Source organism: Ramlibacter sp. MMS24-I3-19, assembly GCF_050320135.1.
Taxonomy (GTDB): domain Bacteria; phylum Pseudomonadota; class Gammaproteobacteria; order Burkholderiales; family Burkholderiaceae_C; genus Ramlibacter.
In genome coordinates this window covers 1,485,023-1,506,815 of the sequence record NZ_CP190017.1, presented here as the reverse complement: position 1 = coordinate 1,506,815, position 21,793 = coordinate 1,485,023, and the positions used below count along the sequence as shown (strand labels likewise).

The window sequence follows — 21,793 nt, the reverse complement described above, 5'->3', positions numbered from 1 at the left end:
TGTCGTCCGTGCGCCCTCCGGTTCCCGGGAGCAACACGGTCCGGCTTGCGTTAGCGCAAACCGGCGATGTAGTCGGCAACGGCACGGATCTCCCGGTCGTTGAGCTTGGCCGCGATCTGGGTCATCTGCGGGCTGTTGGTGCGCGCGCCTTCGCGGAACGCGGTGAGCTGAGCCGCGGTGTACTCGGCATTCTGGCCGGACAGGCGCGGATACTGCACCGGGATGCCGGCGCCGTTGGGGCTGTGGCAGCCCTGGCAGGCCGCGATCTGGCGATCGGCGATGCCGCCGCGGTAGATCTTCTCGCCCATCGCCACCTGGGCCTTGTCGCGCGCGAAGCCTTCCTTGGCCTTGTTGCCGGCGACGTAGGCCGCGACATTGCGCATGTCGGCATCGGACAGCTGCGACGCGAACGGCTGCATCACCGGGCTCTTGCGCTTGCCGGCCTTGAAGTCCTGCAGCTGCTTGACGATGTACTCGGGGTGCTGCTGCGCGAGCTTGGGATTGGCGGGGATGCCGGAGTTGCCGCCGGCGCCATGGCACGCCACGCACACCGCGGTGAACTTGGCCTCGCCCTGGGCCGCATCCGGCTTGGCCGGTTGCTGCGCCTGCGGCGCGTCGGAAGGCTTCTCGGCCGCCGCCGCGGGCTTCTCGCCCCCAGCGTGCGTCTGGGCCAGGGAGCCGAGCGCGGGAACGGCGAGCAGCGCGGCGGTCAGCAGGGAAGCAAGCAACTTCATGAGCGTGTTGTGTTCAGGTTCTGTGGCGCAAAACCCGGCGATTCTACAATGCACCCTCCAACCGCCGACCCGGCCGGGGAACCAACACCGATGACTGCTTCGCCGGGCGCCAGCGCCTCCATTCCGAGCCCGGCCGACAAGGCGCTGGCGTGGATGCACACCGCCCGTTTCCTCACGACGGCGCCCAAGCTCGAATTCCTGCCGCCCCACGAGCATCCCGAGATCGCCTTCGTGGGCCGCTCCAACGCGGGCAAGTCCACCTGCATCAACACGCTCACGCAGCAGAAGCGGCTGGCGTTCGCGTCCAAGACGCCGGGCCGCACCCAGAGCATCAACCTGTTTTCGCTCGGCAAGCAGGGCATCACCGACGCCGTGCTGGCCGATCTTCCGGGCTACGGGTACGCGGCCGTCCCGAAGCAGGACAAGCTGCGCTGGCAGCAGGTGATGGCCAACTACCTGGTCTCGCGCGCGAACCTGCGGGGCGTGGTGCTGCTGTGCGACCCGCGCCATGGCCTCACGGACCTCGACGAGATCCTGCTCGAGGTGATCCGGCCGCGCGTGGAGCAAGGCCTGAAGTTCCTGGTGCTGCTGACCAAGGCCGACAAGCTGAACCGCAGCGAGGCGACCAAGGCGCTGTCCATCGCGCGACTGCAGACCGCCGGCGGCGAGGTGAAACTGTTCTCCGCCCTGAAGCGGCAAGGCGTTTCCGAGACGGCCCTGCAGCTCTGGGAATGGACACACCCAGAGACCCCATGATCCAGACCTGGCTGCAGCCGCTCCCGCATGGCATTACCCTCAGTTGCCGCGCGGCCGGCGAGCGCGACCGGCCCGTGCTGCTGTTCCTGCACGGGTTTCCCGAAGCGGCCTTCGTGTGGGACGAACTGCTGCTGCACTTTTCGCGACCGGAGAACGGCGGCTACCGCTGCGTGGCGCCGAACCTGCGCGGCTACGAACGCTCCAGCGCCCCGGCCGACGTTGCTGCCTACCGCCCCAAGCACCTGGTGCAGGACATCGCCGCGCTGATCGCCACCGAAGGCGGACGGCTCGCCTGCCTGGTCGCGCACGACTGGGGCGGCGCGGTGGCCTGGAACATTGCCAACCAGCTGCCGCAGCTCGCGCAGCGGCTCGCCATCATCAACTCGCCGCATCCGGGCACGTTCCTGCGCGAGCTGGTGCACAGCACCGCGCAGCAGCAGGCCAGCGAGTACATGAACTTCCTGATCCGCCCCGATGCGGAGCGCATCCTCGCGGACCAGGACTACCGGCGCCTCTGGGGCTTCTTCACCAGCTGGGGCGGCGCGCCCTGGCTGACCGAAGCCGTGAAGCAGCAGTACCGCGACGTGTGGAACGGCCCCGCGGGCGGCCCGCCCGGCGCCGGCCTCGTGGGTGGCTGCAACTACTACCGCGCCTCGCCGCTGCGGCCACCGACGCCGCAGGATCCCGCGGCGGCCGCCGTCACGCTGCCAGCGTCCATGCTCACCGTGTCGCTGCCGACGCTGGTGCTGTGGGCGATGGAGGATGTGGCGCTGCCACCCGCGCTGGTGGACGGCCTCGACGAGTACGTGGCCGACCTCACGCTCGAACGCGTTCCCGGAGCCACGCACTGGATCGTGCACGAGCGGCCGCAGTTCGTGGCCGAACGCCTGGCCGCCTTCCTCGCGCGGCCGCTCTGAAGCAGCGTCAGTAGACCGGCTTCTCGCCCGGGGGCCGGGACTTGAACCGCTTGTGCACCCAGTAGTACTGCTCGGGCATGCCGTCGATGTAGTCCTGCAGCCGCTCGTTCATGAGGGCCGTGTCGGCCTCGAGGTCGTCGGTCGGGTAGTCGCGCCACGCGGGCAGCACCTGCACGTCGTAGCCCTGCGGCGTGATGCGCGTGAGCAGCGGCACCACCTTGGCGCGCCCGAGCCGCGCGAAGCGCGAGAGCGAGGGCACGGTGGCCGCGGGCACGCCGTAGAACGGCACGAAGATGGATTCCTCGGCACCGAAGTTCATGTCCGGCAGCAGGCACAGCGGCACGCCGTCGCGGATCGCCGAGACCACCGACTTCACGCCATCGACGCGCTGGTAGAGCCGCACGTTGCCGAAGCGCTGGCGCCCCGCGCGGATCCAGGCATCCACGACCTTGTTCTTCTGGTGCGTGTAGATGGTCATGAACGGCCGCGGGTTGTCGAGCGTCAGCGCGGTCCAGCCTGCGTCCATGCCGACGAAGTGCGGCCAGAAGATCACCGTCGGCTCGCGCCCTTCCAGCTCGGAGAGCGCGCCGGTCAGGCGCACGCGGTCGCGCACCTGCTTCGGCGTTCCGTGCCAGATCCAGCTGCGGTCGAACCACGCCTGCGCGAAGGCGATGAACACCCGCGGCACCAGCGCGCGCCGCTCCTGCTCGGACCACTGCGGGAAGCACAGGTCGATGTTCACGCGCACGACGTGCCGCCGCTTCGCGATCAGGGCGTAGAGGATCCAGCCGAGCGCCCAGCCGAGCGCACGCACCCACGACAGCGGCAGCGGCGCCAGCGCGCGCATGAACAGCACGCCGAGACGGCTGAGCATCAGGCGGCCTCCCGCGGCGTCTTGTAGCGTGCATAGCCCCAGAGGTATTGCGTGGGGCACTCGCGGATCAGGGCTTCCATGCGGTCATTCACCTGCGCCGCGGCCGCTTCGGCACCTGCAGGAAGTTCGCCGTCCCAGGACCGCAGGTGGATGCGGTAGCCGGCACCCCACGCGAGCCGCTCGCCCCAGGCCAGCAGCACCTGCGCGCCGGTCTGTCGCGCGAGGCGCGCCGAGAGCGTCATCGTGTACGCAGGCTTGCCGAAGAACGGCGCCCATACGCCCAGGCCCTGCGGCGGCACCTGGTCGGGCAGCAGGCCCACGGCCTGGCCCGCCTGCAGCGCCTTGAGCATCTGCTTCACGCCGGAGAGCGTGGTCGGCGCCGTCATGAGGTTGCGGCGCGCGCGTGCCTGGTCCACCAGCGGACGCAGCCACGCCTTGCGCGCCGGCCGGTACAGCACGGTGATGGGGCCGTAGCGCTCCGCATAGCCCTGCGCCGTGGCTTCGAAACAGCCGAGGTGCGGCGTGAGGAACACGATGCCGCGCCCGCGCGCGAGCGCCTCCTCGATGAGGTGTTCGCCCGACCACTGCACGGCTGGCGCGGCACCGAACCACAGCCGTGGCACCTCGGCAATGAGCCGGCCCGCCGCGGCCACGCCGCCACGCACCTGGCCGAAGCCGTAGCCCGCCTGCCGGGCGTTGGCGAGGAAGCGGCGCCGGTACGTCGGCGAGGCGAGGAAGGCGATCCAGCCCAACGTCGCACCCATGACGTGGAGCAGCGACAAGGGCAGCACGGCCAGCACGCGGAACAGGGGAATCACGAATGGAGGAACGGTAGAATCGGGGCTGTCGCCGAGTTAATGAACTACTTGCGGGGCGACGTAAAACAATTCTGCTAAAGCGTTCGCCCGAAGCTCCGGCCAAGGCAACGCGCCTTGCAACCGAACCGCTGGAGTTTATTCAAATGGCGAACGACTTCCTCTTCACCTCCGAATCGGTCTCCGAGGGGCACCCGGACAAGGTGGCGGACCAGATCTCCGACGCGATCCTGGACGCCATCTTCCGACAGGACCCGCGCAGCCGCGTGGCCGCCGAGACCCTCACCAACACGGGCCTCGTGGTGCTGGCCGGCGAGATCACCACCAACGCGCACGTCGACTACATCCAGGTCGCGCGCGACACCATCAAGCGCATCGGCTACGACAACACCGAGTACGGCATCGACTACAAGGGCTGCGCCGTGCTGGTGGCGTACGACAAGCAGTCGAACGACATCGCGCAGGGCGTCGACCATGCGAGCGACGACCACCTGAATACCGGCGCCGGCGACCAGGGCCTGATGTTCGGCTATGCGTGCGACGAGACGCCCGAGCTGATGCCCGCGCCGATCTACTACGCGCACCGGCTCGTCGAGCGCCAGGCGCAGCTGCGCAAGGACGGCCGCCTGCCGTTCCTGCGCCCGGATGCCAAGAGCCAGGTCACCATGCGCTACGTCGACGGCAAGCCGCACAGCATCGACACCGTGGTGCTGTCGTCGCAACACGCGCCGGAGATGAGCGACGGCCACAAGATGAAGCCGGCGTTCACCGAGGCGGTGATCGAGGAGATCATCAAGCCGGTGCTGCCCAAGGAGTGGCTGAAGGACACCCGGTACCTGATCAACCCGACCGGCCGCTTCGTCATCGGCGGCCCGCAGGGCGACTGCGGCCTCACCGGCCGCAAGATCATCGTCGACACCTACGGCGGCGCATGCCCGCACGGCGGCGGCGCCTTCTCGGGCAAGGATCCGTCGAAGGTCGACCGTTCGGCCGCCTACGCGGCCCGCTACGTGGCCAAGAACATCGTGAAGGCCGGCCTGGCGCGCCAGTGCCAGATCCAGGTGGCCTACGCCATCGGCGTGGCCAAGCCGATGAACGTGACCGTTTACACCGAAGGCACCGGCGTGATCTCCGACGAGAAGATCGCCGCGCTGGTGAACGAGCACTTCGACCTGCGTCCGAAGGGCATCATCCAGATGCTCGACCTGCTGCGCCCGATCTACGAGAAGACCGCGGCGTATGGCCACTTCGGCCGCGAGGAGCCGGAGTTCAGCTGGGAACGCACCGACAAATCTGCCGCGCTGCGCGCAGCGGCCGGGCTGAAGTAAGCAACCGACAGCGCGAACACAAAGGGGCTGGTGCATTGCACCAGCCCCTTTGTCATTCGAGGCAGCTCACTCGATCAACTGCTGCTGGCGCTCGACCTCCTGCCGCTTCATCGCGACGTAGGTCGGCCGGTCCATCTCCCTCAGCTGGCGCGGGTAGCGATCCGTCGCCGCGTACCAGGCCTGGATGCGGCGATCCAGCTGCTGCTGCGGAGGCGCCCTGAGCGAATCGACATACGCATCGATCGCGAGGTAGTAGCGCATCGCCGTGCGCTCGATCGCGCCGCGGACGCCGCCGATGTACTGCGGCTCGCCCTTGGCGTCCTTGCCCACCACCGTGAAGCCCACCTTGTCGGCCCCCACCGTGCCGAGGTACGCCTGCATGGCGACGCGGCCCGAGAAGCCGTAGCCATACGAGTACGTCAGGCGCACGAAGGTGCGGTTGCCCTCGATCGGAACGGCAGCGAGCGCGATGCGGTAGTCGCGCGTGCCGATCGGCCCGTCGGCCGCGTCCATGCGCGTCTCGAAGTAGTCGGGCGTGGTCGCCACGTTGCGCCACGCCAGCTGCAGCTTGTAGGTGCGGTCCAGCGGCTGGTCGAACTTGCGGCCGATGCGCAGCAACAGCGTGGGGCCGTCGGCACCGTCGACTGCATGGCAGTACTTGGTGTTGAACGGCAGGATCATCACGTCGCACCACGACGCCGGCGATTTCAGCGCGGCCTGCACCGCGGAGAAGGGGTGCTCCAGCACCGCCGACACGTCGCCGGTCAGGCGGTCCTGCTGCTGGGTCGACTCGACCACCAGGCTGTGGCCGTTGGCGTTGGGCTTGAGCTGCCCGCGCAGCTGCGCGTAGCGGGCCTGCAGGCTGGCGGCATCGGCCACCGCGGCCAGCGGCAGCAGCCACGCGGCCAGGCCCAGCAGCAGGCAGCCGATGCGCGTGCGCCAGGCGCGCGGTGCGCGGGACGGGGCGAGGCGGCGTTGGGTGAACATGGCGGACTTCTCCAATCATCCGCAGCGTGATTCACGGCCCGGATCCGCGCTGTAGGACGGATCAGCGAGGCCCTGTGCGAGCACGGGGACTCAGGAGCCTGGGCGCCGCCGCCGTTTTCCTACACCCGTTCTCCTGCTTGGCTGACGGCCCAGTTTCGGGGTCGTCCGAAGATGGGATTTGCTGCGGCCGCGTGGCCGCCCCGTCCCCCTCCAAGGAGCATCACCATGGCTGCAGAAGACCGTGAAGAACCAGACCTGAACCGCGATCCCATCACGGACGAACCGGGTGCACATCCCGTCGGCACCGGCGTCGGTGCAGCGGGCGGCGCCGTCGCTGGTGCCGCGGCCGGAACCATCGGCGGCCCCGTGGGCACGTTGGTGGGTGGCGTGATCGGCGCCGTTGTCGGCGGGCTGGCAGGCAAGGCCGCCGCCGAAGCCGTGAACCCCACGGGCGAAGAGGCGCACTGGCGCGAGAACTTCACCCGCGAGCCGTACTACGAGCAGGGCCGCAGCTTCGACGATTACGGCCCGGCGTACATGCACGGCGTGCGCGGGCGCATGGAGCACGACACCGACTGGGACGCGGCCGAACCGCGGCTTGCCTCGGAGTGGGCCAACTCCCGCACGACCTCCGGCCTGAGCTGGGAGCAGGCGCGCCCTGCCAGCCGCGCCGCCTGGGACCGCGTCGACACGCTGCGCGGCGGCAGTTCCGGCGCCATGGGCAGTGACACGGCGATGGTGCGCACGAACGACCTCGCGGGCGGCACTGGCGCAGCGGGCGCTCCCATGGCCGGCGGCACCGACATGGCCGGCTCCAGCATCGGCGCCGACCAGGACGTCGGCGGACACAGCAGCGCGGCTGGCATGGGCACGACGGGCATCGAGGATGGCCGTGGCACCAGCTGGTCGTCGACCGGCCGTGATCCCACGATGGGCAGCGGCACCGCGATGGGCGGCTCGGTTGGCAGCGCCTCGACCATGGAGCGCGACACCGGCACCGCCGGCATGGTGGGCTCGATGCAGAGCGCGGGCAACACGGGCGGTGATCGCGACGACGTGATCGACGCCTTGCAGGACCTCGTCGAGTGCTGCAAGGATGGCGAGTACGGCTTCCGCACCAGTGCCGAGCAGGTCAAGCGTCAGGACCTGAAGTCGACCTTCCAGCAGCGCGCGGAGGACTGCCGCCGCGGCGCCGACGAACTGAACGCGAAGATCCGCAGCCTCGGTGGCAAGGCCGAGGACAGCGGTAGCGCGATGGGCGCGATGCACCGGGGCTGGGTGTCGGTGAAGTCGACCCTGAGCACCTATGACGACAAGGCGGTGCTGGAGGAATGCGAGCGCGGCGAGGACAACGCGAAGGCCCGCTACCGCAAGGCGCTCAAGCAGCAGCTTCCCGCCGACGTGCAGGAGCTGGTCCAGCGCCAGATGCAGGGCGTGGAGCGCAACCACGACCAGATCAAGATGCTGCGCGACCAGTTGCGCGCGGCGGGCGACAGCGCTTCGAACATGGGGGCAACGGGCTCGGGCAGCGGCATGGGCAACACCATCACCGCCTCGGGCGGCACCGGCAGCAGCATGGGCGCGAGCGGCGCCACGGGCGCGGCGGGCATGGTCGGCTCGATGCAGAGCGCGGGCAACACCGGCGGCGATCGCAAGGACGTGATCGACGCGCTGCAGGACCTGGTCGAATGCTGCAAGGACGGCGAGTACGGCTTCCGCACCAGCGCCGAACAGGCCAAGAGCAGCGAGCTCAAGTCCGTGTTCCAGCAGCGCGCCGACGAATGCCGCCGCGGTGCCGATGAACTGAACCAGCAGATCCGCTCGCTGGGCGGCAGCACCGAGGACAGCGGCAGTGCGATGGGCGCGGTGCATCGCGGCTGGGTGGCGGTGAAGGCCACGCTCAGCACCTACGACGACAAGGCGGTGCTCGAAGAGTGCGAGCGCGGCGAGGACAACGCCGTCGCCCGCTACCGCAAGGCACTCAAGCAGCAGTTGCCCGACCAGGTGCGCCAGGTCGTGGAGCGGCAGTCGCAGGCCGTGCAGCGCAACCACGACCAGGTCAAGCGCCTGCGCGACCAGTACCGGCAGCAGTGATGCGCCACACGCCCGGCGCGCATGCCGCGCCGGGCCCACGCGAACCATGGCAGACGACGACCGCTCCTCGCCCTCCGAAGCGCTGAAGACCTACCGCGCCAAGCGGAAGTTCGACGCGACGCCCGAACCCGCCGAGGGCGGCGTCGCCAACGAGGACGAGCGCGCGTTCGTGGTCCAGAAGCACTGGGCCACGCGCCTGCACTACGACTTCCGCCTCGAGCTGGAAGGCACGATGAAAAGCTGGGCCGTCCCCAAGGGTCCCAGCTACGACCCGCACGACAAGCGCATGGCGATGCCCACCGAGGACCATCCCATCGCGTACAACCGCTTCGAGGGCCAGATCCCGGCCGGCAACTACGGCGCGGGCAAGGTCATCATCTGGGACAAGGGCACCTGGGTGCCGCTGGAGGATCCGCACAAGGGCTTTCGCGACGGCAAGCTGAAGTTCGAGCTGCGCGGGCACAAGCTGCACGGCCACTGGACGCTGGTGCGCATGAAGGGCCGCGGCGACGGCAAGCGCGAGGACCCCTGGCTGCTGATCAAGGAGCGCGACGACTTCGCGCGGCCGGCGACGGAATTCAGCGTCGTCGACGAGCACCCCGACAGCGTGCGCGACCGCGAGGACCGGCCTGCGGCGGTGGACGCGGAACAGCGGGCGACTTCGTCGCCGGCGCCGGCGGAGACGCCAGCCCGTTCAGGGCCACCGGATGGTGCAGTCCGCGCCGCACTCCCCGAGACATTGCAGCCGCAACTGGCCACGCTGGCCGACAAGCCGCCGGGCGACGCGGAGAACTGGCTGTACGAAATCAAGTTCGACGGCTACCGGATGCTCACGCGCGCCGAGGGCGGCAAGGTCCGCCTGGTCACCCGCAACGGCAACGACTGGACCTCGCGCCTGTCGCACCTGCGGCAGGCCCTGGAGGCGATGGACCTGCCGGACGGCTGGTACGACGGCGAGATCATCATGCCGGGCAGCGAGTCGCCCTCGGACTTCCAGGCGCTGCAGGGCGCGTTCGACACCCAGCGCACCGCGGACATCGTCTACTACCTGTTCGACCTTCCCTACTGCGCCGACCACGACCTGCGCGAGGTGCCGCTGGTGGAACGCCGCGCGGTGCTGCAGCGGATCGTCGAGCGCAAGCCGCAGCCGAACGTCCGCTTCTCCGCGGTCTTCGAGGCGCGGCCCGAGGACGTGATCGCATCGGCCTGCAAGCTCGGGCTTGAAGGCGTGATCGCGAAGCGGCGCAACGCGGGCTACGTGACCCGCCGCTCCGGCGACTGGCTCAAGCTGAAGTGCACGCAGCGGCAGGAGTTCGTGATCGCAGGCTGGACCGACCCGCAGGGCTCGCGCACCGGCATCGGCTCGCTGCTGCTCGGCGTGCACGACGCGCAGGGCAGACTGCAGTACGCCGGCAACGTGGGCACCGGGTTCAACGAACGCTCGCTGCGCGACCTGCGCGGGAGGCTCGATGCCATCGCGGCGGAGAAGAGCTCGCTGGCGTCGACCGCCGGCATTCCGCGCGGCGTGCACTGGGTCAAGCCCGAGCTGATGGCCGAGGTGTCGTTCGGCGAGTGGACGCGCGAGGGCCGCGTCCGCCACTCGGTGTTCCATGGCCTGCGCACCGACAAGCCACCGAAGAACATCACGCGCGAGGAAGCGAAGCCGGCCGCACCTTCGCATCCCGCTGCGGGGAGCGCGGTCAAGCGCACGGCCAAAGCGCGAGGCCGCTCGACGGCTCCCGCGCCTGCGGCCCCTGCCGCAGCGGCCAGCGTCGCCGCGCCCCTGCCCTCGTCCCTGCGCGTGAGCCATCCCGAACGCGTCGTCGATGCCGAGAGCGGCGTCACCAAGATCGACCTCGTGCGCTACTACGCGCTGGTCGCGCCGCTGATGATGGAGCACCTGCAGGGTCGTCCGATCGCGATGGTGCGCGCACCGGATGGCATCGGCGGCCAGCTGTTCTTCCAGAAGCACCTGGACCGCTACAAGATGCCGGGCCTGGTGCAGCTGGACCCGAAGATCTTCCCGGGCCATCCGCCCATGCTGGAAGTGGCCGAGCCCCTGGGCCTGCTGTCCGCCGCGCAGATGAACGTCGTCGAGTTCCACACCTGGAACGCCGTGCACACGACCGCCGACACGCCGGACCGCATGACGTTCGACCTGGACCCGGGCGACGGCGTTGCGTGGCCGCAGATGCAGGAAGCCGCGCAGCTCGTCCGCGCTTTCCTCGAGGAACTCGGCCTGCCGGCCTGGCTCAAGACCAGCGGCGGCAAGGGCCTGCACGTCGTCGTGCCGCTGAAGCCCAAATACGGCTGGGACCCGGTCAAGGATTTCTCGCAGGCGATCGTCGAGCACCTCGCCCGCACGATCCCGCAGCGGTTCGTCGCCAAGAGCGGCCCGAAGAACCGGGTCGGCCGCATCTTCATCGACTACCTGCGCAACGGCTTCGGCGCCACCACCGCGTCGGCCTGGTCGGCGCGCGCGCGGCCCGGCATGGGCATCTCGGTGCCGGTGCGATGGGACGAACTGCCCGGCCTCAAGAGTGGCGCGCACTGGACGGTGCGCACCGTGCACGAACGCCTGGACGAAGGCAACAGGCCCTGGGCCGACTACGAGCGCAGCAGCGTGCTGCCCACGGCGGCGATGACCACGCTGGGCTTCCAGCCCTGAAGGTGCGATGACCCAGGACTGGCCGCGAACGCTGTGGATCGTCCGCCATGGACAGAGCGCAGGGAACGTCGCGCGCGACGCGGCGGAAGCCGCGGGCCTGTTCGTCATCGACATCGCCGAGCGCGACATCGACGTGCCGCTGTCCGAGCTGGGCCACGAACAGGCGCAGGCACTGGGCCAGTGGTTCGGTTCGCTGCCCGCCGATCGCAAGCCCGAGGTCGTTCTCACCTCGCCCTATGTGCGCGCCCGCCAGACCACGTGCCTGCTGATGGAAGCCGCAGGCCTGGACACGCGCAAGGTGCGCGTGCGCGTGGACGAGCGCCTGCGCGAGAAGGAGTTCGGATTGCTCGACCGCCTGACCGTGCACGGCATCCGGCAGAAATACCCGGAGCTCGCGGCGCAGCGCATCCACGTTGGCAAGTTCTACTTCCGGCCGCCCGGCGGCGAGAGCTGGTGCGACGTGATCCTGCGCCTGCGCAGCGTGCTGGAAATGGTCTCGCGCGAACACGCGGGCGAGCGCGTGCTGGTGGTGGCGCACCAGGTGATCGTCAACTGCATGCGCTACCTGATGGAGAACCTGGAGGAGCACGAGATCCTCTCGCTCGACCGCCGGGGCGACGTGCCCAACTGCGGCGTGACCTCCTACGAGCACCATCCCGAGGACGAAGGGATGCGGGTCGACCTGGTCAATTTCGTCGCGCCGCTGCGCCGCGCAGGCGCACCGGTCACCGTGGAGCCGGACGCGCTCGCGGCGCCCAAGCCATGAGCGCCACCCCGGCGCGCCTCGACGGCGAGGCACTGCTCCGCTGGCCGCTGCCTGCGCTGGACGACGGCGCCGACAAGGAGGCGCGCGGACGTGTCCTGGTCATCGGCGGCAGCCGCGAGGTCGCCGGTGCCGTGCTGCTGGCCGGCACGGCGGCACTGCGCGTCGGTGCCGGCAAGCTGGTGCTCGCGACGGTGGCTTCCGCAGCCGCGTCGCTGGCCATGGCGATGCCCGAGGCACGCGTCATCGCGTTGCCGGAGACGCCCGGCGGAGGCGTCGATCCGGACCGCGTCTCCTCCCTCGAGCCGGTGGCGGAGGCTGCAGGAGCCGTGCTGGTCGGGCCGGGGATGATGGATGCGCCCGCGACCGAAGAACTCGTCGCCCGGCTGATGCCATCCCTGCGCGGGCGAACCGTGGTGCTGGACGCACGCGCGATGGACGTGGTCACGCGCCTGCAGCGCTTCGACGAGCCGGTGCTGCTCACCCCGCATGCGGGCGAGATGGCGCACCTGAGTGGCGCCGCGAAGGAGGACGTGCTGGCCGAGCCGCTGCGTGCCGCTCGCGAGGCCGCGAGGCGCTGGAATGCGGTGGTCGCCCTCAAGGGAGCGCAGACCGTGATCGCGCGCCCGGATGGCGACGCGTGGCTCCACGAAGGCGGCAATGCGGGCCTGGCCACTTCCGGGTCCGGCGACACGCTGGCCGGTGCCATCGCGGGCCTGGCTGCGCGCGGCGCATCGCTGGAGCAGGCCTGCGCCTGGGGCGTGGTGCTGCATGCACGCGCCGGCGAACAGCTGGCCGAACGCCTGGGGCCGGTGGGTTACCTCGCGCGCGAACTGCCGCTGGAGATGCTGGCCGTGCTGCGCGGCCTGGAGGCGCAGGCGCATTCCACGCGCTGATCGCAACGTCACGCGCCGCTGCGGGTGGCGGGTGGGGATCCGCACCGACCCCCACCGCGCCGGAGGCGCTTCCAGGAAAACGTCTTCTCAGCGGCCGAACAGGGCGGCCAGCAGCAGGCTCTTGTTGGAGGCGTGGTTGCTGTTGTCGGCGTCCTGGCTGAACGTGTTGTCCGACTGGATGATCACGGGCGAATTCGCTCCGGCCACCAGACCGTTGCCCACGTTCGCGGCCGCCAGCATCTTCTGCAGGTTGACTTGGCTCGTGCCGACGGCCTGGTCGTCCGCGCCGCCGCGGACGGCCGCCATGGCCTTGGCGTCGAGTTCCTTGCTGGTGGACAGGTCAGAGATGTGGAGAGAGGTCATGTCAGTTCTCGCTTGAAGAAAGTGGTTGAGGAGTGAGGGCTAGCGGTCAGCAGGGGCGGCGCAGGCCACCCAGGCCGAGCACTGCGATCGCGTCGACGTTGGTCGCGGTGTTGCTGTTCGAGGCGCTCTGCGTGAAGGTGTTGTCCGACTGGATCATGGCCGGGCCGCTGAAGATGGAGCCGTTGCCGACGTTGGCCGCGGCGACCATGCCCTGCACGTTCTGCTGGCTGGTGCCGATGGCCTGGTCGTCGGAGCCGCCGCGCACGGCAGCCATGGCCTTGTCGTCGAGTTCCCTGCTGGTGGACAGGTCGGTGATGTGGAGGGAGGTCATGTCGGTTCTCGCTTGAAAAAGAGGGTGACGGTTGAAGGACTCAGGAACGTGGCGGTGGGATCAGGCGCGCTGCAGGCCCAGGCGGCCCAGCAGCACGAACGCGTCGACGTTGGTCGCGGTGTTGCTGTTGGAGGCGCTCTGCGTGAAGGTGTTGTCCGACTGGATCGTCGCCGGGCCGCAGAACTGCGAGCCGTTGCCGACGTTGGCGGCGGCCACCATGCTCTGGACGTTCGACTGGCTCGTGCCGACAGCCTGGTCGTCGGCGCCGCCACGCACGGCGGTCATGGCCTTGCGATCGAGTTCGATGCTGGCCGGCAGGTCGTGGATGGTCAGGGAGTGCATTGCGATCTTTCCAAAATGAGTTGAAGGAGCCCCTGTGTTGCGCCGGACGCGGAGTCGGTTCAAGGAGTCGCGCGACTGCCGGAGACTTTCGCCAGCTCTGGGATTCGCTTCCGCGCAGAGCGGCACTGCGGCGCTTCTGTCGCAACGCCCTGACGCCTATAGTTCGGCGAAGGAGACCGCCATGGCACACATCGACATCAAGGACCTGCCGCAGAACGAGGACCTCGATCGCAAGGCCATGCAGGCGATCGTGGGAGGTGCGCGAACGGCCGTGCGACCGCTCGAGCTACCGGGAACGACAGTGCGCAGCGGCAGGATCGTCGACTACCCGCCGGGCTTCGCCCGTCAGGACGCGAGCGGGAAGCGCCCTACCTGAACTGCACCAGGAAGCTCGCTTCGGCCGGCTTGTCCACGCCGGCGCGCGCAAAGGCGCTTCGCACCTGGTCGAGCGAAGTGACCGGCAGTTTCGCGAAGTCGGTGCCAATCACCTCCGGCGGCAGCTGGTCCACGGGATCGCTCGCGGTCCCGAAGCAGGCAATCGTCTCGGGCACCTTGCGCGTGTTCGCCAGGAGCTCGAAGCGCATGGGCCCCGGGATCTCCAGCGGCGCAGCCGCGGTCACCAGCGCGCTGGTGCGGAAACGATTCGGATAGAAGCGCACGATGCGCCGTGTCTCGTCCTGCATGTAGCAGTAGACGTGCGCATCCTGGCTCGCGACCACCTGCAGCCGGATCTTTTCACCGGGTTTGAAGCGGCCGTCGGACGCAACAGGAACGATGCTCAGCGTGCGGGGCACCTCGGCCGCAACCTGTGCTGGCGGGGGTGGCGGCTGCAGGGCCGCAGGGGGGGCGGGTTCCGGCGCGGCCGGTGCGGGTTCCGGCGCCACGCGCTCGGCCGGAGCTGCCGCCTGTGGTGCGACGGCCTCCGGCAGCACGGCGCGGCGGACCGCGCGTTGCACCGTGCCCGGCATCAGGACGACGGTGCCCGCTGCCACGGCCGTGAGTGCCAGTGCGATCGCCGCGGTGCGGTGACCGCGACGCGGCCGCCAGGCCGGCACCTCCGCCGCGGGCACGGGGCGCACCACCGTGGCGGCGCCTGCGAGACCCTCTGCTGGCTCGGGCGCGACAGTGCCTTGCACCTTCTTTCCCTCGTCGGGAAGCGCCGTGTTCACGGCCGTTCTCGACAGTGTCGGCTCGGCCTGTAGCGGGCGCGACGCCCGCAGCGTCGTCGCCGCGGGGTCGGCGCCGATGCTGGCGTCGACCGCACGCGCAAACTCGCCGACGGTCTGGAAGCGGGCGGCCGGGTCCTTCTGCAGCGCCCGCATCACCGCGGCCTCGACTTCAGGCGGCACGTCGGCAGCGAGCGTTCGCAGCCGCGGCGGTGCCTGTTCCAGCTGGGCCTTCATCATGGCGATGTCGCTGTCGGCCTCGAACGGCGCCCGGCCGGCCAGCATCGTGTACAGCACGATGCCGAGCGAATAGATGTCGGATCGGACATCCGCCTCGCCGCCGCGGATCTGCTCGGGCGACATGGCCTTGGCCGTGCCTGCGACCTGTCCGTGGCGCGTGAGGTGGTCCTGGCTGTCGAGCGCACGCGCGATACCGAAGTCCATGACCTTCACCGAACCGCTGTCGGCCACCATGATGTTCGCCGGCTTGATATCCCGGTGCACGATGCCGTTGCGGTGCGCATGCTCGATGCCGTCCAACGCGCGCCGGAAGATGGTCAGTGCCCGCCTGAACGGCACCGGACCGCCGGCACGGACGAACTCGTCCAGCGAAATCCCCGCGACGTATTCCATCACCAGGAACTGCTTGTCGCCTTCGTGCAGGAAGGCATGGACCGTGGCGACGTTCGGGTGGCTCAGCTTCGCGTGCAGCTGCGCCTCGCGGCTGAAGCGCTCGACGAAGACGGGATCGGACGCGAACTCATGGTGCAGCACCTTGATCGCGACTTCGCGCTCGAGCATCACGTCCATGCCCTTGAACACCTCGCCGACGCCGCCCTCCCCGAGCCGCTTGGTGATGAGGTAGGCGCCGACGCGACTGCCGACGAGAGAGCGCGCCGTGGCAGGTGGCTCCGATGCAAATCGGGGATCGACGCGGCCGTCGTCGCTGCCTTGCGGGTCCTGCTTCTTCTCGTCGTTCCGCGGATCGCCCGCCAGGAACCGCGTCGTCCAGTTCGCCAGATTCATCATCGCTCCTGCAGCATGAGACCCTGCCCAGTGCATGGCCCTGTTCGCAACAGGAGATGGGTTGCCGCCTTCGGCCATGCGGTTCACTGTCTCTCGCGAACTGCTCACCTTGCCGGCGCGCCTGCCCGGACAGGACTGCACATCGTGACCACGATAGGACAGTGCGCCGCGCCGCGCCAGTGCGCCTTCGACTGGCAGCGTGCCGCTTCAAAGCGCCTTGACATGCCTTCGCGCGCTGCCTAAGGTTTGCGCGGCCCCGAGAGTCGACTTTCACAGCGCCGGAAAAGGCATGAACCGTTCGGGCAGCTGTCGCAACACAGGTGGCGACAGGCTCTCGGCGGCGATGCAAAGGTGCGGAACCGCGTCAGGAGCTCCCGTCGGCAAGTCCGAGTTTTGAGCAGAGGGGCGCAATGAAGCAGTCGATTCTTCTCTCCGGCCTCTGTGCAGCACTGCTGTGCGGGTGCGCGGATGTCCGCGTCACCGAATACAAGCGCCCGGAGGCACCCGCGAAGGCATCGTGGTCCCGCCCTTCCGAGGCGGACCTGTCCCCGTCGGGGACGATTTCCGCGCAGTGGTGGACCGAGTTCCGCGACCCCTATCTGGACTCGCTCGTGGCCAAGGCGATCGCGGGCAACTTCGACCTGCAGGCCCTGGCAGCCCGCATCGATGTCGCCAACCTGCAGATCGCCGAGGCCCGCGCGGGCGGGCAACCATCCGTGGACATCGGCGCGGGGGCCAACCTCGAGAAGAGCACCGGCCAGCGTTTCAGCAAGCAGTTCAGCCTGGGTTCGCAGGTGAACTGGGACCTCGACGTCTGGGGGAAAGTCAGCAAGGGGGTCCAGGCACAGACCGCCGAGTTCAAGGCGACCGAAGCGGACTGGCGCGCCGGCTACCTGACGCTGGTGGCCAGCGTCTCCACGACGTACTTCCAGATCCTGCAGCTCGACGAACAGATCGAGCAGCAGCAACTCGCGCTGGCCAAGAACCAGCAGATCCTGGGCATCTTCGAGACGATGCGCAACAACGGCCTGGCGCCCGCCACGCAGGTGCAGCGCCAACGCGCGGAGACGGCCCGGCTCACCAAGGAATTGCTGGAGTTGCGCCGGTTCCGCAGCGTGTCCGAGAACGCGCTGGCCACGCTGCTCGGCCAGCCCGCTGGCGACCTGAAGGTGCCGGTGGGCCGCCTCCAGGGCCGGGTGCAGATCCCCGGCGTGCCCACCGGGCTGCCGTCGCAGTTGCTGGCGCGCCGACCCGACGTGGTCGCGGCCGAGTTCCGCGTGCTCGTGGCCCATGACCTGATGGGACAGGCCAAGCTCGCACAACTGCCGTCCATCAGCCTCACCGGCCGCGGCGGCTCCGCGAGCTTCGCGCTCGGCGACCTGCTCAAGTCGTTCACCTTCGGGCTTGCACCCAGCATCAACATTCCCGCGCTCAATCCCGCCATCAAGGCGCGCGCCAAGACCAGCGAGGCCGAGGTGAAGGTCGCCGAGCAGGAATACCGCCGGACCGTCGTCGCCGCATTCGAGGATGCCGAGAACGCGCTCGTGAACCTCGACGCGCACCGGCATCAGAGGGAGCAGCTGCAGTTGCAGGTGAACGAGCTGCAGCAGGTCGCTGCCGGCAGCGCGACGCAGCTCGCGAACGGCCTCATCTCGCAGCTCGAGGTGTTCGAGAACGAGCGATCGCTGCTCGCGGCCCAGCAGGCACTGCTGGCAAGCCACCAGCAGGTCCTCGCCGACACGGTCACGCTGTACAAGGCACTCGGTGGCGGCTGGGCCCCGGTCGAGGTCGCAAATGTCCGCGACTGAGAGTGCCGTGCGTGGCGAAGCGGCCGCTGCTTCGCAGGCGGCGGCAACCGATCCAGACGTCGTGCTCAAGCCGCTGTCCCGTCCCGAACTGGCCGAGATCCGTGTCGATGGCGTGCTCGCCGTCGGACGCGCCGAGCAGCCCTTCGCAACCTACGACGACGACATGATCGTGATGCTGTCGCGACGGCACGCGCGGATCTTCCGCGAGGCCGGCGTCGTCTACGTGGCCGACCTGGAGAGCAGCAACGGCACGACCGTCAACCGCGCAGCGGTCGGGCCATCGCCCAGTCCGCTGAACGACGGGGACGAGCTCTGCTTCGGCGGCGTGCTGTCGTACCGGGTGGAGATCACGCCGCGCGCGAAGACGCGGCGGGCCGCCTTCACCCTGACGCTCTCGCCCGCCTCGCCGGGCAGCGGACTGGAGACGCTCGTCATCACGCGCTTTCCCTTCCTCGTCAGCAAGACCGAAGGAGCGCTCTCGCGCCATCGCGCCGAGCATGCGGCTCAGCTGAGCTACCTGTCCCGGCGGCACGCGCACATCTTCCTGAAGGGCGGTGGCGCCTGCATCGAGGACCTGGGCAGCACCAACGGCACGTTCGTGGACGGGCTGCGCCTGCGGGAATGCGCGGTCCCCCTGCAGGACGGCGCGCTGCTCGCCTTCGGCGGCGACTTCTTCACCTACCGCGTGGGCATCACGCAAGCGGAAGACGCCATGCCTGCGCCACCGCGGCAATCGGCCCGGGCAGGCCAGGCGAGCCAAATGGGCCAGGTGGGGGGCCAGGCGAACACGGCGGATCCGACGGGCCAGCCGGCCCCTGCGCGCGCCAGCAGCAGCCCTCCCGCCGATCCCGCCAGGACCACGTTCGTGGCTGCCCCGACGTCCTTCCTCGAGATCTTCTGTGTCGAGCAGGCGCTCGCCGATGGCGGCGAGGGCAGCGGCGCCACCGTGCCCGCCCCCGCCGAACAGGCGCCCGCGCGCCGCCGGTCGCGCGGCTCGAAGGCGGCCTTCTGGTCCGAACTCGCGTCCGTCTTCCAGGGCCACGACGATGCGGGCGGGAACCGCAGTGCCTGGAAGGTCGCGGGCCTGGTGGCAGTGCTCGCGATCTCAGGCGTGGCGGCCATGTATTGGTGGAGCGACCCCGATCGCGAGCTCAAGGCGCTGGCCGCCGAAGGCAACTACGCACGGGCCGCCGCAATGGCGGATCGGTCGCTGGAGAAGCGCCCCGAGGACGTCGAGCTCAAGGCACTCGCCACCGAAGCGGCCCTCAAGGCGAACGTGCCTGCCTGGCTCGACAAGATGGCCGCGCGCGACTTCGCAGCGGCTGCTGCGGTCGTGGCCGGCATGTCCCGGCTCGCCGCGCGCAATCCCGAACTGCGGCCGCTGGTCGCCGAGCTGGACTGGCTGGGCCAGCTGGAACGACTGGTCGCGCAGCGCGGCGGCCCGGACCAGCCGATCCGCATCTACGCCGACGAGGACAGCATCGCGGCCCTCGTGGACCGCTGGAACACCGACACGCGCGAGCACCAGCGCGCGCTGGCCCGGATCGCCTCGCACGTGCCGCAGTTCGCCGCACCGTACGCCGAGGCGCTCACGCACGTGCGCAGGTTGCAGAGCGAGGCCACCGTGCACCTCGGCGTGATCGAGCGCCTGAAGGCCACCATCGTCGCCGAACTCAAGCGCGACCGGCCGGAAGCGCTGGACGCCGTGCTGAAGGAGACCGCCGAGAAGTATCCGGGGCTCGGCGGGCTGGACACCGTGCGCCAGGACCTGGACCGCTATCTCGAGATCCGATCCGAAGCGCGGGCCGGTCATCAGGGGCGTTTGCTGGCCCTCATGCTGAAGTCCCGCTTCGCCACGCCACCGTTCCAGGAGCGCTTTCGCGCCCTGTCGGCCAGCGGGCAGCTGCCGCCGGCCGACCTGGTGCAGAAGTACGAGGCCGCGACCAGGGCGTGGAGCGAAGGCCGCGTCGACGCCTCGCTTGCAGCCCTGCGGCAGATGGCCACAGGACCATGGGCCGCCGCGGTGTCGCGGGAGCTGGAGCGCCGGCAGGCCGTCGCCGGCCGGTTCGCGGCCTTGCAGCAATCGCGCGGCGCCAGCGGCTACGCGGAGCAGTTGCTGGCATTCCGTCTCGCGCTCGATCCCGCGGAGGACGTCCACTTCGCGCGCGCCACGCAGGCCGATCTCGACCAGAACCGGGACAAGGTGCTCGCGCGGGCGCAGGACACCATGAACCGGGCCCGCGCGTTGTGGCAGGACTACCGCAACCAGGGCGCGATCGACGCGTCGCAGCGCAGTGAGACCGCCATCTCGGGCGCTTTCGGCGCCCGCGCCCGCCAGCTGTCGGAGGCCAACGGCAGCGCGCAACAGGCCATGCAGATCTATGCGCAGCTGGGCGCTGCACCGCCGGACGACTCCCTGGCCATCCAGGGCGAGATCAAGGCCGAGGCGCAGCAGCAGCGCGTGGCCCTGCGCGAATTGCGCAACGTGCTCGAACCGGAACTCCTGAAGAACAAGCTTGCGCTGCTTGGAGACACGAGCGATGACATCCGCAAATCGCCTTAAGCCCCTGAACCAGGCGCTCGCCGACCACAGCAGCGAGGGCATCGCGATCCTGACGGCGGAACCTGCGAAGGCGCTGGGTGCGCTGGTCCTGGCGATGATCCTCCTGGTGCTGTGCGCGCTGGCCTGGTCGTTCTTCGGCAAGGCCAACGTGATCGTCGCCGCGCAAGGCGTGCTGCTGCCCGACTCGGAGGTCCGTCGCGTCTACGCGCCGGTCGATGGCGAACTGGCCAACCTGTACATCGCCGCCGGGCAGCCGGTGTCCAAGGGCGACGTACTGGCCAGGCTCAACGCCCGCGGCGCGATCGAGGCCGCGAGCAACGCGCTACAGGCGCAGCTGAAGCTCGAGGACGCCGAGCGGGAACTGAAGCAGTTCCCCGAGAAGAAGGCCCTGCTCGAGCGCAAGGCGGCGACGCTGCGGCAGGCGATGGAGCTGGAGCAGCAGCAGCACGAAAAGCGCATCGCCCTCGGAACGTCCAAGCTGGAAGACGTGCAGAAGGCGCAGGTCAACGAGGCCCGCACGCAAGCCGAGGAAGCCCGCCGCGCCCGCGATGCAGCGAAGTCCGAAGCGGACAAGTTCGAGCGCGTGTTCGCGACGGCCGGCGGCGGCGGTGTGTCGCAGCTGCAGGTCGAAAGCAAGAAGAACGCCCTGCTCGCGGCCGAGAACGCCTATCGCGTGGCGCAGGCCAGAGTGGGCGAAGTGAGTGCGCGGCACAGCCAGGAGTTCGCGCAGGCCCGCGCCCAGGTCGAGGCCAGCGGCCAGGAACTGAACCGCCTGCGGCTGCAGTACGAAGCGGCCACCAACGAACTCACCAACGCCGAGGAAAAGCTGCGGTTGCAGCTGCAGACCGCACGCCTCGTGGCCGATGCCGCGACGCGCGTGCGCTTCGAGAACATCGACAAGGACAACTTCCTCCTGATCGTCGCGCCGGTGTCGGGCGTCATCACCGAGGTCACCTCCACCCAGCCCGGCGACAAGGTGCAGGCCAACACGCCGCTGAGCGGCATCGCGCCGAGCAACGCACGCGCCGTCCTCCAGGTGGAGATCCCCGAGCAGGACCGCGCTTTCCTGCGCGAAGGGCTGCCGGTCAAGCTCAAGTTCAGCGCCTTCCCCTACCAGCGCTACGGCCTGATCAACGGCACGCTGGAGTCCATTTCGCCCGCCACCAAGCCATCGCCGCAGACCAAGCAGCTGGTGTACGAGGCGCGCGTGACGCTGGAGCGCGACAACTACGTCGTCGCCGACAAGAAGTACCCGCTGCGCTACGGGATGACGGCCACGGCCGAAGTCATCGTGCGCGAACGGCGCCTGATCGACCTGGCGCTGGATCCGTTCCGGCAGATCGCCGGCTGAGCGTCGCCAAC

The 21,793-nt window shown here is 69.5% G+C and carries 19 protein-coding genes and 1 pseudogene; 12 read left to right on the top strand and 8 right to left on the bottom strand.

Annotated elements, in window-relative coordinates:
• Window positions 1–50: 50 nt before the first annotated feature.
• Window positions 51–734 carry a c-type cytochrome gene (locus tag ACPWT1_RS07460; protein ID WP_427914741.1) on the bottom strand — a complete coding sequence of 228 codons (684 nt, stop codon included), beginning with the start codon at window positions 732–734 and terminating at the stop codon, window positions 51–53.
• 90 nt (window positions 735–824) lie between these two features.
• Between ACPWT1_RS07460 and yihA the strand changes: the two genes are divergently transcribed.
• Window positions 825–1,490: a ribosome biogenesis GTP-binding protein YihA/YsxC gene (gene yihA, locus ACPWT1_RS07455; protein ID WP_427914740.1), complete on the top strand. Its 666-nt coding sequence runs from the start codon at window positions 825–827 to the stop codon at window positions 1,488–1,490.
• Window positions 1,487–2,407, top strand: a complete 921-nt coding sequence (locus tag ACPWT1_RS07450) for an alpha/beta fold hydrolase (protein ID WP_427914739.1) — start codon at window positions 1,487–1,489, stop codon at window positions 2,405–2,407. Before yihA ends, ACPWT1_RS07450 begins: the two co-directional genes overlap by 4 nt.
• Window positions 2,408–2,414: 7 nt before the next feature.
• Here the strand turns inward: ACPWT1_RS07450 and ACPWT1_RS07445 are convergent, their stop codons facing one another.
• Both ACPWT1_RS07445 and ACPWT1_RS07440 read right to left on the bottom strand, forming a co-directional pair.
• Window positions 2,415–3,281, bottom strand: a complete 867-nt coding sequence (locus ACPWT1_RS07445) for a lipid A biosynthesis acyltransferase (RefSeq protein ID WP_427914738.1) — start codon at window positions 3,279–3,281, stop codon at window positions 2,415–2,417.
• Window positions 3,281–4,099: a lysophospholipid acyltransferase family protein gene (locus ACPWT1_RS07440; protein ID WP_427914737.1), complete on the bottom strand. Its 819-nt coding sequence runs from the start codon at window positions 4,097–4,099 to the stop codon at window positions 3,281–3,283. Before ACPWT1_RS07440 ends, ACPWT1_RS07445 begins: the two co-directional genes overlap by 1 nt.
• Window positions 4,100–4,242: 143 nt before the next feature.
• Here ACPWT1_RS07440 and metK point away from each other — a divergent pair, with 143 nt between their 5' ends.
• Window positions 4,243–5,424, top strand: coding sequence for a methionine adenosyltransferase (gene metK, locus ACPWT1_RS07435; RefSeq protein ID WP_427914736.1), 1,182 nt, complete (start codon window positions 4,243–4,245; stop codon window positions 5,422–5,424).
• A 66-nt stretch (window positions 5,425–5,490) separates the two neighbouring features.
• On the opposite strand, the gene ACPWT1_RS07430 is transcribed toward metK, so the two are convergent.
• Window positions 5,491–6,411: a hypothetical protein gene (locus tag ACPWT1_RS07430; protein ID WP_427914735.1), complete on the bottom strand. Its 921-nt coding sequence runs from the start codon at window positions 6,409–6,411 to the stop codon at window positions 5,491–5,493.
• 225 nt (window positions 6,412–6,636) lie between these two features.
• Between ACPWT1_RS07430 and ACPWT1_RS07425 the strand changes: the two are divergent.
• The 5 genes and pseudogenes from ACPWT1_RS07425 to ACPWT1_RS07405 form a co-directional block, all read left to right on the top strand.
• Window positions 6,637–7,098 (top strand): annotated as a pseudogene (locus ACPWT1_RS07425) (ferritin-like domain-containing protein); the annotation flags it as partial.
• A gap of 30 nt (window positions 7,099–7,128) precedes the next feature.
• A complete protein-coding gene (locus ACPWT1_RS07420; RefSeq protein ID WP_427915520.1) occupies window positions 7,129–8,505 on the top strand; it encodes a ferritin-like domain-containing protein in 1,377 nt (458 codons plus the stop codon).
• Window positions 8,506–8,551: 46 nt separating this feature from the next.
• On the top strand, window positions 8,552–11,173 hold the full coding sequence (gene ligD / locus ACPWT1_RS07415) for a DNA ligase D (RefSeq protein WP_427914734.1): 2,622 nt from the start codon (window positions 8,552–8,554) through the stop codon (window positions 11,171–11,173).
• Between the two features lie 7 nt (window positions 11,174–11,180).
• A complete protein-coding gene (locus ACPWT1_RS07410) occupies window positions 11,181–11,939 on the top strand; it encodes a histidine phosphatase family protein (protein ID WP_427914733.1) in 759 nt (252 codons plus the stop codon).
• A complete protein-coding gene (locus ACPWT1_RS07405; protein WP_427914732.1) occupies window positions 11,936–12,832 on the top strand; it encodes an NAD(P)H-hydrate dehydratase in 897 nt (298 codons plus the stop codon). The genes ACPWT1_RS07410 and ACPWT1_RS07405 overlap by 4 nt, the downstream gene beginning before the upstream one ends.
• 87 nt (window positions 12,833–12,919) lie before the next feature.
• Here ACPWT1_RS07405 and ACPWT1_RS07400 read toward each other — a convergent pair whose 3' ends face one another.
• Genes ACPWT1_RS07400 through ACPWT1_RS07390 form a run of 3 tightly spaced genes read right to left on the bottom strand, consistent with a single transcriptional unit; the run spans window position 12,920 to window position 13,868 of the window.
• Window positions 12,920–13,195 (bottom strand): hypothetical protein, encoded by a 276-nt coding sequence (locus ACPWT1_RS07400; RefSeq protein ID WP_427914731.1) that lies wholly within the window; start codon window positions 13,193–13,195, stop codon window positions 12,920–12,922.
• Window positions 13,196–13,241: 46 nt separating this feature from the next.
• A complete protein-coding gene (locus tag ACPWT1_RS07395; RefSeq protein WP_427914730.1) occupies window positions 13,242–13,526 on the bottom strand; it encodes a hypothetical protein in 285 nt (94 codons plus the stop codon).
• Between the two features lie 60 nt (window positions 13,527–13,586).
• Window positions 13,587–13,868, bottom strand: a complete 282-nt coding sequence (locus ACPWT1_RS07390; RefSeq protein WP_427914729.1) for a hypothetical protein — start codon at window positions 13,866–13,868, stop codon at window positions 13,587–13,589.
• A gap of 181 nt (window positions 13,869–14,049) precedes the next feature.
• Here ACPWT1_RS07390 and ACPWT1_RS07385 point away from each other — a divergent pair, with 181 nt between their 5' ends.
• On the top strand, window positions 14,050–14,244 hold the full coding sequence (locus ACPWT1_RS07385; protein ID WP_427914728.1) for a hypothetical protein: 195 nt from the start codon (window positions 14,050–14,052) through the stop codon (window positions 14,242–14,244).
• Here ACPWT1_RS07385 and ACPWT1_RS07380 read toward each other — a convergent pair.
• Window positions 14,237–16,060, bottom strand: a complete 1,824-nt coding sequence (locus tag ACPWT1_RS07380) for a serine/threonine-protein kinase (protein ID WP_427914727.1) — start codon at window positions 16,058–16,060, stop codon at window positions 14,237–14,239. The two genes, ACPWT1_RS07385 and ACPWT1_RS07380, sit on opposite strands and share 8 nt — an antisense overlap.
• A gap of 410 nt (window positions 16,061–16,470) precedes the next feature.
• On the opposite strand from ACPWT1_RS07380, the gene ACPWT1_RS07375 reads away from it, so the two are divergent.
• The 3 genes from ACPWT1_RS07375 to ACPWT1_RS07365 are packed head-to-tail and all read left to right on the top strand — an operon-like array spanning window position 16,471 to window position 21,782.
• The gene (locus ACPWT1_RS07375) at window positions 16,471–17,868 is read left to right on the top strand and encodes an efflux transporter outer membrane subunit (RefSeq protein WP_427914726.1); all 1,398 of its coding nucleotides are present in this window, start codon (window positions 16,471–16,473) and stop codon (window positions 17,866–17,868) included.
• The gene (locus ACPWT1_RS07370; RefSeq protein ID WP_427914725.1) at window positions 17,855–20,431 is read left to right on the top strand and encodes an FHA domain-containing protein; all 2,577 of its coding nucleotides are present in this window, start codon (window positions 17,855–17,857) and stop codon (window positions 20,429–20,431) included. The genes ACPWT1_RS07375 and ACPWT1_RS07370 overlap by 14 nt, the downstream gene beginning before the upstream one ends.
• Window positions 20,409–21,782, top strand: a complete 1,374-nt coding sequence (locus ACPWT1_RS07365; protein ID WP_427914724.1) for an HlyD family efflux transporter periplasmic adaptor subunit — start codon at window positions 20,409–20,411, stop codon at window positions 21,780–21,782. The genes ACPWT1_RS07370 and ACPWT1_RS07365 overlap by 23 nt, the downstream gene beginning before the upstream one ends.
• Window positions 21,783–21,793 lie beyond the last annotated feature (11 nt).

Bases quoted from the DNA above. Each gene is read 5' to 3' on its own strand.
- yihA (WP_427914740.1), top strand. From the start codon at position 825: ATGACTGCTTCGCCGGGCGCCAGCGCCTCCATTCCGAGCCCGGCCGAC.
- ACPWT1_RS07395 (WP_427914730.1), bottom strand. From the start codon at position 13,526: ATGACCTCCCTCCACATCACCGACCTGTCCACCAGCAGGGAACTCGAC.
- ACPWT1_RS07445 (WP_427914738.1), bottom strand. From the start codon at position 3,281: ATGCTCAGCCGTCTCGGCGTGCTGTTCATGCGCGCGCTGGCGCCGCTG.
- ligD (WP_427914734.1), top strand. From the start codon at position 8,552: ATGGCAGACGACGACCGCTCCTCGCCCTCCGAAGCGCTGAAGACCTAC.
- ACPWT1_RS07405 (WP_427914732.1), top strand. From the start codon at position 11,936: ATGAGCGCCACCCCGGCGCGCCTCGACGGCGAGGCACTGCTCCGCTGG.
- ACPWT1_RS07420 (WP_427915520.1), top strand. From the start codon at position 7,129: ATGGGCAGTGACACGGCGATGGTGCGCACGAACGACCTCGCGGGCGGC.
- metK (WP_427914736.1), top strand. From the start codon at position 4,243: ATGGCGAACGACTTCCTCTTCACCTCCGAATCGGTCTCCGAGGGGCAC.
- ACPWT1_RS07400 (WP_427914731.1), bottom strand. From the start codon at position 13,195: ATGACCTCTCTCCACATCTCTGACCTGTCCACCAGCAAGGAACTCGAC.
- ACPWT1_RS07410 (WP_427914733.1), top strand. From the start codon at position 11,181: ATGACCCAGGACTGGCCGCGAACGCTGTGGATCGTCCGCCATGGACAG.
- ACPWT1_RS07460 (WP_427914741.1), bottom strand. From the start codon at position 734: ATGAAGTTGCTTGCTTCCCTGCTGACCGCCGCGCTGCTCGCCGTTCCC.
- ACPWT1_RS07450 (WP_427914739.1), top strand. From the start codon at position 1,487: ATGATCCAGACCTGGCTGCAGCCGCTCCCGCATGGCATTACCCTCAGT.
- ACPWT1_RS07430 (WP_427914735.1), bottom strand. From the start codon at position 6,411: ATGTTCACCCAACGCCGCCTCGCCCCGTCCCGCGCACCGCGCGCCTGG.
- ACPWT1_RS07380 (WP_427914727.1), bottom strand. From the start codon at position 16,060: ATGAATCTGGCGAACTGGACGACGCGGTTCCTGGCGGGCGATCCGCGG.
- ACPWT1_RS07370 (WP_427914725.1), top strand. From the start codon at position 17,855: ATGTCCGCGACTGAGAGTGCCGTGCGTGGCGAAGCGGCCGCTGCTTCG.
- ACPWT1_RS07365 (WP_427914724.1), top strand. From the start codon at position 20,409: ATGACATCCGCAAATCGCCTTAAGCCCCTGAACCAGGCGCTCGCCGAC.
- ACPWT1_RS07390 (WP_427914729.1), bottom strand. From the start codon at position 13,868: ATGCACTCCCTGACCATCCACGACCTGCCGGCCAGCATCGAACTCGAT.
- ACPWT1_RS07385 (WP_427914728.1), top strand. From the start codon at position 14,050: ATGGCACACATCGACATCAAGGACCTGCCGCAGAACGAGGACCTCGAT.
- ACPWT1_RS07375 (WP_427914726.1), top strand. From the start codon at position 16,471: ATGAAGCAGTCGATTCTTCTCTCCGGCCTCTGTGCAGCACTGCTGTGC.